This is a genomic window from Flavobacterium sp. ov086 (assembly GCF_900187965.1).
GTDB lineage: Bacteria > Bacteroidota > Bacteroidia > Flavobacteriales > Flavobacteriaceae > Flavobacterium.
Genome location: NZ_FZNL01000001.1, coordinates 270,364 through 285,872, shown reverse-complemented (window position 1 = coordinate 285,872; position 15,509 = coordinate 270,364). Strand labels below are relative to the sequence as shown.

11 protein-coding genes are annotated in these 15,509 nt (G+C 34.4%); 5 read left to right on the top strand and 6 right to left on the bottom strand.

The features are described 5' to 3' along the window. Window positions 1-107: 107 nt before the first annotated feature. Window positions 108-1,352 carry a 2-oxoglutarate dehydrogenase complex dihydrolipoyllysine-residue succinyltransferase gene (gene odhB, locus CHB81_RS01230; protein WP_089350067.1) on the bottom strand — a complete coding sequence of 415 codons (1,245 nt, stop codon included), beginning with the start codon at window positions 1,350-1,352 and terminating at the stop codon, window positions 108-110. A gap of 72 nt (window positions 1,353-1,424) precedes the next feature. Next, window positions 1,425-4,199 (bottom strand): 2-oxoglutarate dehydrogenase E1 component, encoded by a 2,775-nt coding sequence (locus CHB81_RS01225; RefSeq protein ID WP_089350066.1) that lies wholly within the window; start codon window positions 4,197-4,199, stop codon window positions 1,425-1,427. A 116-nt stretch (window positions 4,200-4,315) separates the two neighbouring features. Here CHB81_RS01225 and CHB81_RS01220 point away from each other — a divergent pair, with 116 nt between their 5' ends. Together CHB81_RS01220 and CHB81_RS01215 are read left to right on the top strand one after the other, a co-directional pair. Further along, on the top strand, window positions 4,316-4,867 hold the full coding sequence (locus tag CHB81_RS01220; protein WP_089350065.1) for a hypothetical protein: 552 nt from the start codon (window positions 4,316-4,318) through the stop codon (window positions 4,865-4,867). Window positions 4,868-5,005: 138 nt separating this feature from the next. Next, window positions 5,006-5,518, top strand: coding sequence for a DUF4149 domain-containing protein (locus CHB81_RS01215; RefSeq protein WP_089350064.1), 513 nt, complete (start codon window positions 5,006-5,008; stop codon window positions 5,516-5,518). Between the two features lie 61 nt (window positions 5,519-5,579). On the opposite strand, the gene CHB81_RS01210 is transcribed toward CHB81_RS01215, so the two are convergent. The 3 genes from CHB81_RS01210 to CHB81_RS01200 all read right to left on the bottom strand — a co-directional run bounded on the left by CHB81_RS01210 (window position 5,580) and on the right by CHB81_RS01200 (window position 8,199). Next, complete coding sequence (locus tag CHB81_RS01210; protein WP_089350063.1) at window positions 5,580-6,692, bottom strand: SprB repeat-containing protein; 1,113 nt, start codon at window positions 6,690-6,692, stop codon at window positions 5,580-5,582. 86 nt (window positions 6,693-6,778) lie between these two features. Continuing rightward, entirely contained in the window at window positions 6,779-7,132 is a 354-nt protein-coding gene (locus CHB81_RS01205; protein ID WP_089350062.1) for a hypothetical protein, read from the bottom strand. A 41-nt stretch (window positions 7,133-7,173) separates the two neighbouring features. Next, on the bottom strand, window positions 7,174-8,199 hold the full coding sequence (locus tag CHB81_RS01200) for a LacI family DNA-binding transcriptional regulator (RefSeq protein WP_089350061.1): 1,026 nt from the start codon (window positions 8,197-8,199) through the stop codon (window positions 7,174-7,176). Window positions 8,200-8,363: 164 nt separating this feature from the next. On the opposite strand from CHB81_RS01200, the gene CHB81_RS01195 reads away from it, so the two are divergent. The 3 genes from CHB81_RS01195 (at window position 8,364) to CHB81_RS01185 (ending at window position 14,180) form a co-directional block, all read left to right on the top strand. Further along, window positions 8,364-11,003 (top strand): TonB-dependent receptor, encoded by a 2,640-nt coding sequence (locus CHB81_RS01195; RefSeq protein ID WP_089350060.1) that lies wholly within the window; start codon window positions 8,364-8,366, stop codon window positions 11,001-11,003. Between the two features lie 101 nt (window positions 11,004-11,104). Then, window positions 11,105-12,325 (top strand): sugar MFS transporter, encoded by a 1,221-nt coding sequence (locus CHB81_RS01190; protein ID WP_089350059.1) that lies wholly within the window; start codon window positions 11,105-11,107, stop codon window positions 12,323-12,325. Then, window positions 12,315-14,180 carry an alpha,alpha-trehalase gene (locus CHB81_RS01185; RefSeq protein WP_089350058.1) on the top strand — a complete coding sequence of 622 codons (1,866 nt, stop codon included), beginning with the start codon at window positions 12,315-12,317 and terminating at the stop codon, window positions 14,178-14,180. The genes CHB81_RS01190 and CHB81_RS01185 overlap by 11 nt, the downstream gene beginning before the upstream one ends. A gap of 144 nt (window positions 14,181-14,324) precedes the next feature. Here CHB81_RS01185 and CHB81_RS01180 read toward each other — a convergent pair whose 3' ends face one another. Then, on the bottom strand, window positions 14,325-15,299 hold the full coding sequence (locus CHB81_RS01180) for a polyprenyl synthetase family protein (protein ID WP_089350057.1): 975 nt from the start codon (window positions 15,297-15,299) through the stop codon (window positions 14,325-14,327). Between the last annotated feature and the right edge of the window lie 210 nt (window positions 15,300-15,509).

Sequence of the window (15,509 nt, the reverse complement as noted above, 5' to 3'; positions counted from 1 at the left end):
TTGTTTAAAAAATTAACATCTTAAGCAAGATTTAAGCCAATATTAAGAAAAAAAAGCCTGTTCAGATTGATGAACAGGCTTTCTATTATTATAGGAAATTATTAAAATTACAACTCTAAAGCACGTTTAGCATCGCCATTCATTAATAATTCTACTGGATTTTCTAAAGCTTCTTTTACAGCAACTAAGAAACCAACTGACTCACGTCCGTCGATAATTCTGTGGTCATAAGAAAGAGCCACATACATCATTGGGTGAATTTCAACTTTGCCATTTACAGCAATTGGACGCTCAATAATATTGTGCATTCCTAAAATTCCTGATTGAGGAGGATTGATAATTGGAGTACTCAACATACTTCCAAAAACACCACCATTTGTAATTGTGAAAGTTCCCCCAGTCATATCGTCAACTGTAATTTGACCATCACGAGCTCTTAAAGCTAATCTTTTGATTTCAGCTTCAATTCCACGGAAAGTTAATAATTCAGCATTACGAACAACAGGAACCATTAAGCCTTTTGGTCCGGAAACTGCGATTGAGATATCAGCAAAATCGTAAGCAATTTTGTAATCACCATCCATCATTGAGTTAACATCAGGATATAATTGTAAAGCTCTTGTAACTGCTTTTGTAAAGAATGACATGAAACCTAATCCTAAACCACCATGTTTTGCTTTGAAAGCATCTTTGTATTCGTTACGAATTTGGTTAATTGGAGTCATGTTAACTTCGTTGAAAGTAGTTAACATTGCAGTTTCGTTTTTAGCAGCAACTAATCTTTCTGCTACTTTACGACGTAACATTGATAATTTTGTACGCTCAGTTCCACGGCTTCCACCAGTTGGAGTTCCCATAGAAGGTACTGCATTTACAGCATCATCTTTAGTGATTCTTCCACCTTTACCAGTTCCTGAAACTGTTGCTGGTGCTATATTTTTTTCGTCTAATATTTTTCTTGCTGCAGGAGATGGGGTTCCAGCTGCATAACTTGTTGCTGCTGGTGCCTGTGCTGCTTTTGGTGCTTCTGCTTTTACTTCAGCCTTTGGAGCTTCTGCTTTCGGTGCCTCAGCTTTTGGAGCTTCTGCTGCCGGAGCAGATCCTGAAGGTTTTACTCCGTCAGTATCAATTAAACAAACTACAGCTCCTACTGCAACTGCATCACCTTCTTCTGCTTTTAGCGTAATAATTCCGCTCATTTCAGCCGGTAATTCAAGAGTTGCTTTGTCTGAATCAACTTCAGCAATAGCTTGATCTTTTTCTACATAATCTCCGTCTTTTACTAACCAAGTTGCAATTTCAACTTCTTTTATTGATTCCCCTGGTGATGGGACTTTCATTTCTAAAATCATCTTATTTTTTGTTTAAGGTTTTTATGGTTTCAGTCCCGATAGCTATCGGGATTGAAACTTGAAACATTCTTTTTATCTGAATAAATTTTTATCGAAAACCATTCTAATTGCATCTGCATGACGACGTTTTGCACGTGTGTAACTTCCTGATGCTGGTGCAGCGTAAGCTTTTAATGATGCTAATCTCCATTTTACAAGATCAAAGTTCATTAACATAAAGCTGTAAGCTCCCATGTTTTTAGGTTCTTCCTGAGCCCAAACATAATCATCAGCATTTGGATATTTTGCAATGATTTCTTTTAATTGTTCTACTGGTAAAGGGAATAATTGCTCGATACGAACAACTGCAACGTCATTTCTTCCGTTGTTTTCTCTTTCAGCAACAATATCATAGTAGAATTTACCAGTAACAAAAACTAAAGTTTTTACTGCTTTTTTATCTACTGCATTATCGTCGATAGTTTCCTGGAAACTTCCTTTTGCTAATTCTTCGACTGTAGAAACACATCTTGGATCACGCAATAAACTTTTTGGAGAGAAAACTACCAAAGGTTTACGGAAATTCGTTTTCATTTGTCTTCTCAACAAGTGGAAGAAGTTGGCTGGAGTTGTACAATCTGCAACGTACATATTTTGTCTTGCGCAAAGTTGTAAGTAACGCTCCATTCTTGCAGAAGAGTGTTCTGCACCTTGTCCTTCATATCCGTGAGGTAATAATAAAACAATACCATTTTGGTTGTTCCATTTGTCTTCACCACAAGAAATATATTGGTCAATCATGATTTGAGCTCCATTAGAGAAATCTCCAAATTGTGCTTCCCAAATTGTTAAGGCATTTGGATTTGCCAATGCATATCCGTAATCAAAACCAAGAACTCCATACTCTGATAAAAGAGAATTGAATACTCCGAATTTTCCTTTTTTATTTTCTATAGCATCCAATAGAATTACTTCTTCTTCAGAATCTTCTACTTTTACTACAGCATGACGGTGAGAGAATGTACCACGTTCTACGTCCTGACCAGAAATACGAACATCAAATCCTTCTGTCAAAAGAGATCCGTAAGCAAGAGCTTCTGCAGTTCCCCAATCGATAGTGTTATTGTCGTATCCAGTTTTTCTATCTGTAACAATTTTAGTTATTTTATTGATGAATTTCTTATCAGCTGGTAATGTTGAGATTGTATTGATGATAGAATCCAAACCTTTTTTGTCAAAAGCGGTATCTACTTTTTGAAGCATTTGAGTATCTGTCACTTGAACAAAACCATTCCATTCGTTTTTCATGAATGGAGTTATAATTGTCAAATCTTTTTTACGGGAAGCTTCTAAATTCTCCTCCATATTAGATTTGTATTCTTTTTCTAAAGCATTTACATAAGAAGCATCGATTACGCCGTCTGACAATAATTTCTCAGCATAAATATCTCTTGGATTTTTATGTTTTGCGATGATTTTATATAAAACCGGTTGAGTAAAACGAGGTTCGTCACCTTCGTTATGACCGTATTTTCTGTATCCTAATAAATCGATAAATACGTCACGTCCAAATTGCATTCTATAGTCTAATGCAAAAGATACTGCATGTACAACAGCTTCAGCATCATCAGCATTTACATGTAATACTGGCGATAAAGTTACTTTAGCAACGTCTGTACAATAAGTAGAGGAACGAGCGTCTAAATAATTTGTAGTAAAACCAACCTGATTGTTGATTACGATATGGATTGTTCCTCCAGTTTTGTAACCGTCAAGTTGTGCCATTTGGATGATTTCATACAAGATACCTTGTCCTGCAATTGCAGCATCTCCGTGAACGGCGATAGGTAATACTTTAGAGAAATCGTCAGCATAATATTTATCTTGTTTAGCTCTTGTGATTCCTTCAATTACAGCTCCAACCGTTTCTAAGTGAGAAGGGTTTGGTGCTAAATTGATGTTAATGCTTTTTCCAGATCTTGTTTTTTTGTCAGCCGTAAGACCTAAGTGGTATTTTACGTCACCATCAAAATATTCCTGATCATAATCTTTACCATCAAACTCACCAAAGATATCCTGAGTTGATTTTCCGAAGATGTTTGCCAAAACGTTCAAACGACCACGGTGAGCCATTCCCATTACGAATTGTTCAACACCTTTTTCAGCAGCTTGTTCGATCAAAGCGTCTAAAGCCGGGATAATAGATTCACCACCTTCTAGTGAGAATCTTTTTTGACCAACATATTTAGTATGTAAGAAGTTCTCGAAAGAAACTGCTTGATTTAATTTGTTTAAGATAGTTTTCTTTTCTTCAGAAGAGAAATTAGGCTGATTAACATTTACAGCTAATTTATCCTGAATCCATTTTACAACGCCGGGGTTTCTGATGTACATATATTCAATACCAATGTGTTGGCAGTAAATAGATTTAAGACGCGTTACAATGTCTTGTAATGAACATGGAGGAACTCCGATAGTCTGAGCAGCATCAAAAACTGTTGAAAGATCAGCAGTTGTTAATCCAAAATTTTCAATGTCTAAAGTCGGAGATGAAGTTCTACGGTCACGAACAGGATTTGTTTTTGTAAACAAGTGTCCTCTTGTACGGTATCCATCAATTAATTTTAGAACGTTAAATTCTTTTTGCAGTTTTTCTGAAACTTTACTGTAATCTGTGTTGTCGCTAGTCACATATTCAACAATTTGTTGAACTGGATTTTCGTCATTATAAGTCGTTTGTCCAAAGTCGAAACCTTGAAAGAAACTTCTCCAGCTTGGCTCAACGCTATCTGGATTTACTAAATACTGATCATATAATTGTGCGAAAAACTCTGTATGCGCTGCATTTAAAAATGAAAACCTATCCATAATATGAGTGAATATACTTTTTGTTAAATAGAAAGGCAAAAGTACAACAATCGCATTTATTTAAATCTTTTTTTTACGTACTTTTACGTAAAAATTTGTTAAAAATAGCTCTTACTATGAATATAAATCAAATTTCAATCGTTTTCAAAACCTTTTTTGTGATTTTGATAGTCTCATTTTCAAGTTCGACAATTGCACAGCAAAAATATGTTATAGATAACAGCAATCACTTTTGGGAAAAAGTTCAATTTGGTGGTGGTCTTGGTTTAGGAATTGGTTCTGGTTACACGGATATTTCGGTTATGCCAAGTGCAATCTACAATGTCAATGAAATTTTGGCGGTTGGAGTTGGTCTGCAATTTGGATATTTATCTTCAAAAAACTATTATGATTCCTTTGTTTACGGTGGAAGTTTGGTTACACTTGTAAACCCAATTCCTGAAATTCAATTGTCTGCAGAGTTAGAACAAGTGCGTGTAAACACAGATTATGATTCGACACCTTACAGACCATCTTACTCTGATAATTATTGGAATACTGCCTTATATCTTGGTGCAGGTTACAGAACGGGAAGCGTAACTATTGGTGCGCGTTACGATGTTTTATATAATGCTGAAACCAGTCTTTATGGATCAGGATTTATGCCTTTTGTGAGAGTTTATTTTTAAGAGGTTCAAAGTTGCAGAGTGACAAAGGTTCAAAGGTTTTGTGATATCTGCATTTAAATCTTGTTAAAGTAAGGAAAGACCTCTGAGCCTGTTAAGATTCTAAGTTTCTAAGGTTTTTAATTAGGGAAAATAGATTACATGGATTATTACACATATTGGTCTATTTCAGACTTGCCAACAAATTCGATCAAATCTTTCGAAGTTTTCTTTTGGATTGGTATTATATCCTTACTCGTTTGGATTATTACTAAAAAATATAAAAAGAATAATGGAGATTATGAAAAATCAATATTATTATGGTTAATAGGATTGATTTTTTTATTTTCAACTGTCATGTTTTTTTATCTTAAATTTTGGAATATTGATCATTCAGAAGAAAGAGTGCAAAGACTTCTTCATTCGTCATATGTTGAAAAAGTTGAGGGAAAAATTTCTGATTTTAAAAGTTTTAATCCAGCTTCTCGGAGAGGACAAGTCACTGTTGAGAGCTTTATGATTGACTCAATCAATTTTGAATATGATGACGCTATGTTAGGGCGTTTTAATCGTTTTAGTAAAACTAAAAATGGAGTATTTAAAAATGGTCTAAATGTTAGAATAACTTTTGGGAAAATGAATCATGAAATTTTAAAGGTAGAAATTGCCGAATAAACTAGCCTTAGTAACTTAGAATCTCAGTCCCGAAGCTTCGGGATAGAGACTTTTTATAAAATTATTGATAAATGTAAATAGTTACATAGGCACCATCATCTACTTTTATCAAATATCCATCAGTATCATAAAAATACTTATAAGTTTGTGATTTTTGAACGGCTCCATTGTCTACCAATTTTTGCTCAATTATGTGCAAATATGGGTTTGGTAATGTTTGTCCAAGTATAGTAGAAAAAGTTGTTGCAATTTTATAGTAAGGTTCATTGTTGTAAATTCCGGCTTTTGTACCGTCATATTTAGTGATCACCACTCTTCCGGTAGCAACTTCTCCTTGAGCAGGTAGGACGTCATATCTTGTTTCTTTGACTTCATCATCAGTATATTCGAAAGTTGATGCATTCAATGCGCCAGAACGGTGAATTACTCTTCCGCTGGAATCGTAAGTATATGTAGTTGAATAACCATCAACTAAAACATTCGTTATAAGTCCGTTTACATAAGTGTATGGAGTGCTGTTGTTAATTACATTTCCGTTACTGTCATATTCGTATGAAAATTCAATTCCGGATGAACCCATAGAATTAGGGCCTTTTAAAATATCAATTCTTATAAGTTGTCCTAAATCATTGTAGGTAAAGGTTCTTACATCACCTTTTGGTGTGTTTGCGTTTAGAACATCCTCAGTAGGTGCGTATAAATTATCCGTTAGAGAATAGTCAGATGTTTGGTCAATTATGTATTTGTCTTTTTCGTATTGAATAGATTGAACTAAATGTTTAACGGTTTCATTTCTTTTTCCGCTGGCAGATTTTTTATTGATATTTTTTACTGCCGGTTTAAGTAATGCCGATTGTGGAAGTGTAGCTTTAGGTTGCGTTATTTCTACAATTGCACTAAGACTAAGACCTTTACTGTCTGTAATGATGAATGTGTAATTTCCTGCAGTTAAACCAGTTTGTGATGGTGAAATTGTATAAGGAGGAGTTCCTCCTGCTGGCATAAAAGTGACAGATCCGGTATTCCCTCCATAAACTGCTACATCAACTTTTGTAAATGTTGCTGCTAAAGGCTTTACTACTACCGGATCAGTTGGGACAGGTGTTTTTGTCGGTTCGTCTGATGAGCAGGAAGTTATTATAATTAAAGCTAATAGAAGGATAATCTTTCTCATAAATTTTGGAAATTACCCAACAAATATTAAGATTTTTTTTGAATAAATCTAAAGGTTTTATAGAAAAGCATTATGAACCTACAATGTTACTTGTAATAGTTGCGAAACCAAACCTTCTGCCATTCTCTTTTTAAAACCAAAAACGAAACTTGTTCAGCCAGAATAACCAAATCAGAACCGTCTAGTTTTTTGATTTCACTTTCCGATACATCGATGATATAAAGCAGGTTTAAATATTCAGCGAATTTGTACTGAATCATTCGGTAAATTTTTTCGTGAAGCTGAATTTTTAATTCGTCGGGAGAAATGCTTAACGGAAAATCTATGCCTTCATTTGCCAAATTAAAGTCCTTATTAATTTGTTCAATTAAGTTTAGATATAGGTTTTCTTTTTCGGCATCAGCCAATAAAAAATCGGTATTTTCAGGAATTGGAAACATTGATGCTTTTTAAGAATTGAGGCAAAGTTAAAACTAAAAAATCATTTAACGGTTGATTCTCTTTCAATGATTCTTGTAGGAAGTTCAATAATTTGATGCGTTACTGGTCGATGCTCTTTTATATCCATAATTTCATCAATTAAAAGAGAAACCGCCTGATGTCCCATTTCGAATCCGGGTTGATCAATTGTTGTTAATTTTGGTGAAATAACCGTACTCATAAACCAATTGCTGAATCCAAAAACTGCAACTTGTTCAGGAGTTTTTATTCCCGCTTCATTAAAATATTTTATAATCCCGATTGCAACCAAATCAGTAATGGCGAAAATGGCATCAATATCCGGATTTTCGGTCATTACTTTTTGTGCATTTTCATAACCGTCTTCAAAATCGGTATTATTATCACAAACATACACCAGTTTCGAATCGTACTCAATTCCGTGTGCTTCAAGCGCTCTTTTATAGCCTAAAAAGCGATCAATAGAGTTTTGTGGAACATAAGAACCTCTAAAATGTGCAATTTTTTTATATCCTTTATTAATAAGGTAGGTCACGGCATCATAAGCAGCCTTGGCGTCATTGATAACTACTTTAGAACAATCGACTCTTTTGGCAATTTTATCAAACAGAACAACAGGAGTATTTTTTCGAATTGCTTCATTAATATGAGTAAAATCATCCGTTTCATTCGAAAGCGACATTAGAACGCCATCAACTCGTTTTTGAATTAATAAAGCAAGTTGTTTTTTCTCGAGTTCATATTTTTCATTTGATTGTAATATAATGACCAAATAACCTCTTTTTTCGGCTTCTTCGAGAATACCATTTAATACACTCGAGAAAAAATGATGTACAGTAGCCGGAATAATGACGCCAATTGTTTTGGTTTCATTAGTTCTTAGATTCACCGCAACCGAGTTTGGCATGTAGTTCATGGTTTCGGCCATTTCGATAACTCTGGCGCGCGTGGATTTACTAATATCTGTATATCCTTTTAACGCTTTTGAAACCGTTGTAACTGAAATTCCCAGTGCCGAGGCTATATCTATTAATTTTGTGTCATTCATGAAATAAAAGTACTAAAAATAAACCGCATTGATAAAATTTTAAGTTCCGAAAACGTTTTAGGTGTTTTCGAAAACGTTTTCGTTTTTTAATTCCTATATTCCTTATTATTAGTTACTAAGTTTGACAGTGATAACCATAATTACTAACTAACCGAACAAAAAAAATGAAAAAGCTACACTATTATTTAGGCACATTACTTTTGATGTTTTGCCTATTTTTTTTACCAAATAATGGGTTTGCCCAAAATCAAAATACTGTTTCAGGAAAAGTACTCGACGATAGCGGAGTAACGGTTCCCGGAGCCAATGTATCGATTAAGGAAACAGGAAAAAGTACAATTACGGATGAAAACGGAGGATATTCATTCTCTAATATCGGAGCCGGAACGTATACTATTATTGCAACAAATGTGGGTTATAAAACTTTCGAGAAAAAAATTGCAATAAAAGAAGGAGAATCCTTAGAGGTAAATTTACTTTTGGAAGGAGAATCACAAAGTTTGAAAGAAGTTGTGGTTACAGGATCTTCAAGTCCAAGATCAAAACTTGAATCCAGCGTTGCAATCACAACAATGGGAGCAAAAGCAATCGAAGACAGAGCGCCATCAAGTACGGCAGCTTTATTACAAACCATTCCGGGATTTGTAGTTGAGGCATCTGGAGGAGAAATAGGAAATAACCTTTTTGCAAGAGGAATTCCATCAGCAGGAGCTTATGAATATGTGCAAATTCAGGAAGACGGATTACCGGTTTTTGAAGATGGAGCTTTGCAATTTGCCAACGCCGACACGTTTTATAGATTAGACGAAACCGTGAGTAAAATGGAAGCAGTTCGTGGAGGTTCGGCATCTATTTTTGCGAATAATGCTCCGGGGGGAATTATCAATTTCATTTCGAAAACGGGTCAGAATGAATTTATGGGAAGAGCAAAATTCACGACTTCAGATTACGGAATGTTCAGAACTGATCTTAATTTATCAGGTGCTTTGATTAAGGATAAATTATTTTTTAATGTTGGAGGTTTCTACAGAGCCGATAATGGCGTAAGAAATACTGGATTTACAGCAAATAAAGGAGGTCAGATAAAAGGAAACATCACGTATAAATTTGATGACGACGATTATTTGAGAGTGAACTTCAAACATCTTGACGACAGAAATACCTTTTACTTGCCAATTCCGCTAAAAAGCAACAACGGAAAAATTGAAGGAATCCCAGGTTTTAATCCAAATTACGGAACATTGACTTCAGTAAACTTCAGTCATTTGAATGTGCCTCAATATGGTGGCGGAACTTTTAGTGCAGATTTAGAAGATGGTTCTCATCCGGTTATCAACTCAATTGGAGCTGAATTCAAAAAGAAAATATCTGAGAAAGTAACGTTCAAAAATGCTTTCAAAAATACCAATATCGATTTAAATTATAATGCAATTTTTCCAAATGGAGGTCCTTGGACACAAGATGCTTACGCAACAAGTGTTCAAAATACGACGGCAAGTAATCTAACGTATTCTTATGTAGACAATGGTCAAACGCTGGATCCAAATGCCTTAATTATGAGAGCTGATCTTTGGCATATTGATAAAAAGATGAACAATTTTGCCAATAATTTCTCTTTCAACTTTGATTTAGATCCTGTAAAATTAACTGCTGGTTACTATTATTCTAACTGGAAATCAAATCAATACTGGAACTGGAATTCTTATTTGGTAAATGTTTCAGACAATCCAAGATTATTAAATGTAAAAGACAATACAACCGGAGTTGATCATACCTGGAATGGTGTAGAAAGAATTACTTGGTTAGAAAGAGACGCACAAACCAAAGGACTTTTGAATGATGTTTATGCTGATGCCGAAATTAAAGCAACAGATAATTTGACTTTCAACGCTGGTTTAAGATACAATAAAGACAAATATTCAGGTTACAGAGATAACGCAAGATTTTTTGCTGAAGATTTAGGAATCTTAGACAACAATACGGCTGATGATGCGGTAACAACAGTAAAAGGGAACCCTTATACATATTGGAGATATGATGTAAGTGAATGGTCGTATACTGCTGCAGGAAACTACAAATTCAACGACAATATGGCTTCGTATGTTCGTTACAGCCACGGTTTTAGATCGCCAATTGAAGAGTCTTTTTATGATAATGCTGCCGATTTAAGCAAATTAGAAAATACCGAAGTAAATCAATTCGAATTGGGTTACAAATATTCTAATTCTTTCTTTAATGTGAATGCCAATTTATTTCACATGGGCTTGAAGAACGTTGCTTTTACAGATATTTTATCTGACGGATCTTCAGAAAATAAATTTGCTGACGTAAACAATATTGGACTTGAAGTAGAAACCAATGCAAGATACAAAATGGTGAAATTGAACTTTACATTTACGGTTCAAAAACCGGAGTATGATAATTTTACTGGAACAAATGCTGATGGTTCTACTTTTGATTTTAACGGAAATACAGCAAGAAGAATTCCTAAATTTTTCTGTAATCTAAGACCTGAAGTAGATATTACAAAAGATCTTACAGCGTATGTTCAGTTCTCTTATTTTGATAAAAAATTCACAAATCAGGACAACAAACAAGTTTTACCGGCTTATAAAGAGGTTGGAGCGGGTTTAAATTATACTTATAATAATCTTCGTTTTGCAGTAGATGCATCGAACTTATTCAATGAAATTGGTTTAACCGAAGGAGACCCAAGACAAACAACTTCTGCCGCAAGCGATGTGTTTATGGCAAGACCAATTTTAGGGCGTGCCTTTAGATTTTCGGTAGCGATTAATTTCTAAATTTATATAAAATCAAATGGTATATGGTATTGTAGAGGCGTACAGCAGTGCGTCTCTCACACCGTAACCACACTGTAGGGAAACAAATCACATCTAGAAAAATGAAAAACTTAGGAATAAAAATCTCTCTTTATCTTAATTATTTTGTCTTCGCTATTTTGTTAAATAGTGTAGGCATTGTGATTTTAAAATCGCAAAGAAATTACGGAGTAGATGAAGTTCAGGCAAGCATTCTTGAAGCTTTTAAGGACATGCCAATTGCTATTGTATCTTTTTTTATAGCCTCTTTTTTACCTAGAATAGGCTATAGAAAATCGATGCTTATAGGTTTAGGTTTGGTTACTTTGGCTTGTATTTCTATGTATTTTGGAAACTCATTTGACAATGCCAAAATTCTTTTTGCAACCGTTGGAGTTTCATTTGCTTTGATAAAAGTTTCCGTTTATTCGTTGATAGGAACCGTGACCGAAACCAAAAAAGAACACAATGCATTAATGAGCAGTATCGAAGGTTTTTTTATGGTAGGAATTGCGTTGGCTTATTTTTTATTTCCAGCTTTTAATAATGAAGAAGATCCTAATTCATGGTTGAATGTGTATTGGTTTTTGGCAGCATTATCATTCTTATCGTTTCTGTTTTTGCTTTTTGTAAAATTCGAAGAAGCTGAAGTTTCCGCGGGAGCAAACCTTAAAGATGATTTCCTGCAAATGTTCCGGTTAATGGCAAAATTACTTACCGTTATTTTTGTTATAAGTGTCTTTTTGTTTGTCATGATCGAACAGGGAATCCTTTCTTGGCTGCCCACTTTTAATACAAAAGTGCTTCATTTGCCTGAGAATATTAGTATTATGATGGCGAGTATTCTGGCTATTTCATTAGCAATTGGCAGATTGATTGCAGGTATTGTAACCAAAAAAGTAAATTGGATTTGGGTTTTAAGTTTTTGTATACTTTCTGCCATGCTGATTGTCATTTTTGTACTTCCTAAAACAGTTGGATTAGAAGTAAAAAACATCAATACACTTTCAGATATTCCCTTAATTGGTTTTGCATTTCCATTAATAGGATTGTTTATTGCGCCTATTTATCCTTTATTAAATTCGATTGTATTGAGTGCTTTACCAAAGAATCTGCAAAGTTCAATGACCGGATTAATCGTGATTTTTTCTGCTCTTGGCGGCACATTAGGTTCCAGAATAACAGGTTGGCTGTTTAAAAATGAAGGGCCGGAAAACGCATTTTATTTTACTTTAATTCCAATGTCTTTATTATTAATATCCTTTTTTATTCTCAAAAAAATAACTGCAAAAGATGAAATTTAAATTACATATACTCCAAACCATCGAAAAATTATTGGCTCAGGAAGATACTGATGGCGATAAAAAAATAACGATCGATGATAATGGTCCAAAAAAGTTTTTGCTGCATGATGAAAACGGAAATTCTGCTTTGATTGAAGGAACTTATCAGCTTTCGAATTTATTGCAGGAACTGGCTTTGGCAAAAAAAAACAATACCGAATTTGCCGAAATCAATTTAGATGAAATCACCGAAGATCCAGTAAAACGAATTTCGGGAAAAATAAAAAATCTGTATTGGAAAGGCCTTACACGAACGATTGATGCTGATGGTGTAAAGAAAATTCTGGAAGACAATAAGATCGAAAATGAATTGGCTTATTTATATGTTCCTTTTGGTGATGAAATTGTTTTTGATTATTTCAAGAAACTAGAAGCGGTAACTCCAAAATTAAAGGTGGTACAAATGCCTAAAAATATTTCGCCTGAATATGTTTTATCGCTGAACCAAAAACCAGGCATTTTGGCTTTGGCACTTCAAATTAAGAATAATGAAATTTCAGGAGTTCCGTTTGTAGTTCCTGGCGGAAGATTCAACGAAATGTACGGTTGGGACAGTTATTTTATAGCCAAAGGACTTTTGATAGATGATAAAATCGATCTTGCTTTAGGCATTGCAGAAAATTTTAAATATCAAATCGATCATTACGGAAAAATTCTAAATGCTAACAGAAGTTATTATTTAACCCGCACGCAACCGCCGCTTTATACATCATTAATTATGGATGTTTTAGAAAAGTCAAATCCTGATATTTTCTGGATCGAAAGACATTTAAAAACCGCAATAAAAGAATATCAAACCGTTTGGATGGAAGAAGGAAAACGACTTACGGCAAATGGATTGAATCGCTATAAAGCCGAAGGAATCGGGCTTCCGTTTGAGGTTGAAGAGGGTCATTTTGATGATATTCTGGAGCAATACGCACCAAAATACAATTTGTCTACTCGCGAATTTGAAAAGAAATATTTAGAAAGAGAAGTTGTCGATCCTGAATTGGATAAGTACTTTGTTCACGATCGCAGTATGCGCGAAAGTGGTCACGATACAACGAATAGATTGGTCGGAATTTGCGCCAATTTAAATACGGTTGCGATCAATAGTTTGCTTCATAAATACGAAACAGATATTGCTTTTCTAATCAAAAAATATTTTAAAAACGAATTTCAGTATTTTGAAGACAAATCGTTTTCAAGTGAATATTGGATTTCTAAAGCTGCTTCGAGAAAGGAAAAAATCAATAAAATGTGCTGGAATTCTGAAAATGGAATTTATTTCGATTACAATTTTGTAACCGAGGAACAGCATTTCTTTGAAGCTGCAACTACTTTTTATCCGCTTTGGGCGAAAATAAGTACACAGGAACAAGCAGATATTTTGGTAAAAAAGACACTTCCGAAATTTAAAATGAAAGGGGGAATTGCGGGATGTACCAAAGAAGCTATTGCAGATGTAGATGAAAATGCACCAATTCGACAATGGGATTATCCTTTTGGATGGGCGCCGCACCAAATGCTTTTATGGGAGGGTTTGCTGAATTATAATTTTAACGAAGAAGCGCAGGAAATGGTATATCGCTGGCTTTGGCTGATTACCAGAAACGCTGTTGATTATAACGGAACGATTCCGGAGAAGTTTGATTTATCGATAAGTTCACACAAGATTTTCGCAGAATACGGAAACGTAGGAACCGAATTTGATTTTATAACTGAAGAAGGTTTTGGCTGGATGAACGCTTCTTACCAATACGGATTGACGATTTTAGAAGGTAATCTAAAACAAAAATTATCAGATTTGGTAGATCCGGATGATTTGTTTTAGATTTTAAATGACAAACCCGACAGGTTTTTAAAACCTGTCGGGTTTACTGTACGTGAAAATTTGTTGCCACGAATTACACGAATCTACACAAATTATTCATCATAATTAATTAGTGAAAATTGGTGTAATTAGTGGCAAAAAAAACTAAACTTTTCTACTCATTAGGTTTTCCCCAAAAGTTCTCAGAATGTCTTTCTTTTCAGCGTTAATATTCATTTTTTCTAAAGTTTCAAAAGCTTTAAAAGTATACATTTCAATAGCATCCTGAGTCGCTTTTGAAGCGCCGGATTCATTGAAAATTGCTTTTGCAGTTTCTATTTTTTCTGTATTATTTTCTAATTGCAAACTGAATAATTTTTCTAATTCAGAAGCTTTCTCAGGTGTAGAAAACTCGCGTGCTTTTAGATATAAATAGGTTTTTTTGTTTTCGATAATGTCTCCTCCAACTTGTTTCCCAAAGGTTTCCGGATCTCCAAAAGCATCTAGAAAATCATCTTGAAGTTGGAAAGCTAATCCTAAATTAAGTCCAAAATCATAAATAAAATCGGCTTCTTTTTCAGAAGTTTTGGCTACAATTGCACCCATTTTCATGGCAGCAGCAACTAAAACAGCCGTTTTATATTCGATCATTTTTAGATATTCGGGAATTGTAACATCGTTTCTTTTTTCAAAATCGACATCCCATTGTTGTCCTTCACAAACTTCAAGTGCAGTTTTACTGAATAACTTAGCTAAATCTCTAAAAATGCTCGGTTCGTATTGTTCAAAATATTGATAGGCAAGAATTAACATTGTATCTCCGGAAAGGATTCCAGTATTCAAATCCCATTTTTCATGTACCGTTTCTTGTCCTCTTCGCAAAGGCGCATCGTCCATAATATCATCGTGAACCAATGAGAAATTATGAAAAACTTCTACTGCCATTGCAGCCGGAAGCGCTACTTTATAATCGGTATCAAAAACTTCTGAAGCCATTAAAGTTAGTACCGGACGCATGCGTTTTCCGCCAAGGCCTAGAATATATTCAATTGGTTCGTAAAGGTTTTTAGGCTCTTTGTTGATGCTTTGTTTTTCTAAATATTGTATAAAAAAATCCTGGTACTGACTTATATCGTGCATAAAATGAAATTCTGATTTACGAGGCTCAAAGATACAATTCAATTATGAATAATTCTCTTGAAAAAGTTAAATGCTGAGGAATATCTAATAAGGCTCATTTAGAGTTTTTTAAAATATTTTGAAAAAAAACTTGGAAACTTTTTTGGTATTCAGAGTTTCCTGTCTATATTTGCGCCATCAAAAGGAAACTTTGAACACTGTAAAAGTTTC

Coding starts and splice junctions, on each gene's coding strand:
- CHB81_RS01215 (WP_089350064.1), top strand. CDS start 5,006: ATGGATTATTACACATATTGGTCTATTTCAGACTTGCCAACAAATTCG.
- odhB (WP_089350067.1), bottom strand. CDS start 1,352: ATGATTTTAGAAATGAAAGTCCCATCACCAGGGGAATCAATAAAAGAA.
- CHB81_RS01190 (WP_089350059.1), top strand. CDS start 11,105: ATGAAAAACTTAGGAATAAAAATCTCTCTTTATCTTAATTATTTTGTC.
- CHB81_RS01200 (WP_089350061.1), bottom strand. CDS start 8,199: ATGAATGACACAAAATTAATAGATATAGCCTCGGCACTGGGAATTTCA.
- CHB81_RS01185 (WP_089350058.1), top strand. CDS start 12,315: ATGAAATTTAAATTACATATACTCCAAACCATCGAAAAATTATTGGCT.
- CHB81_RS01205 (WP_089350062.1), bottom strand. CDS start 7,132: ATGTTTCCAATTCCTGAAAATACCGATTTTTTATTGGCTGATGCCGAA.
- CHB81_RS01195 (WP_089350060.1), top strand. CDS start 8,364: ATGAAAAAGCTACACTATTATTTAGGCACATTACTTTTGATGTTTTGC.
- CHB81_RS01220 (WP_089350065.1), top strand. CDS start 4,316: ATGAATATAAATCAAATTTCAATCGTTTTCAAAACCTTTTTTGTGATT.
- CHB81_RS01210 (WP_089350063.1), bottom strand. CDS start 6,692: ATGAGAAAGATTATCCTTCTATTAGCTTTAATTATAATAACTTCCTGC.
- CHB81_RS01180 (WP_089350057.1), bottom strand. CDS start 15,299: ATGCACGATATAAGTCAGTACCAGGATTTTTTTATACAATATTTAGAA.
- CHB81_RS01225 (WP_089350066.1), bottom strand. CDS start 4,199: ATGGATAGGTTTTCATTTTTAAATGCAGCGCATACAGAGTTTTTCGCA.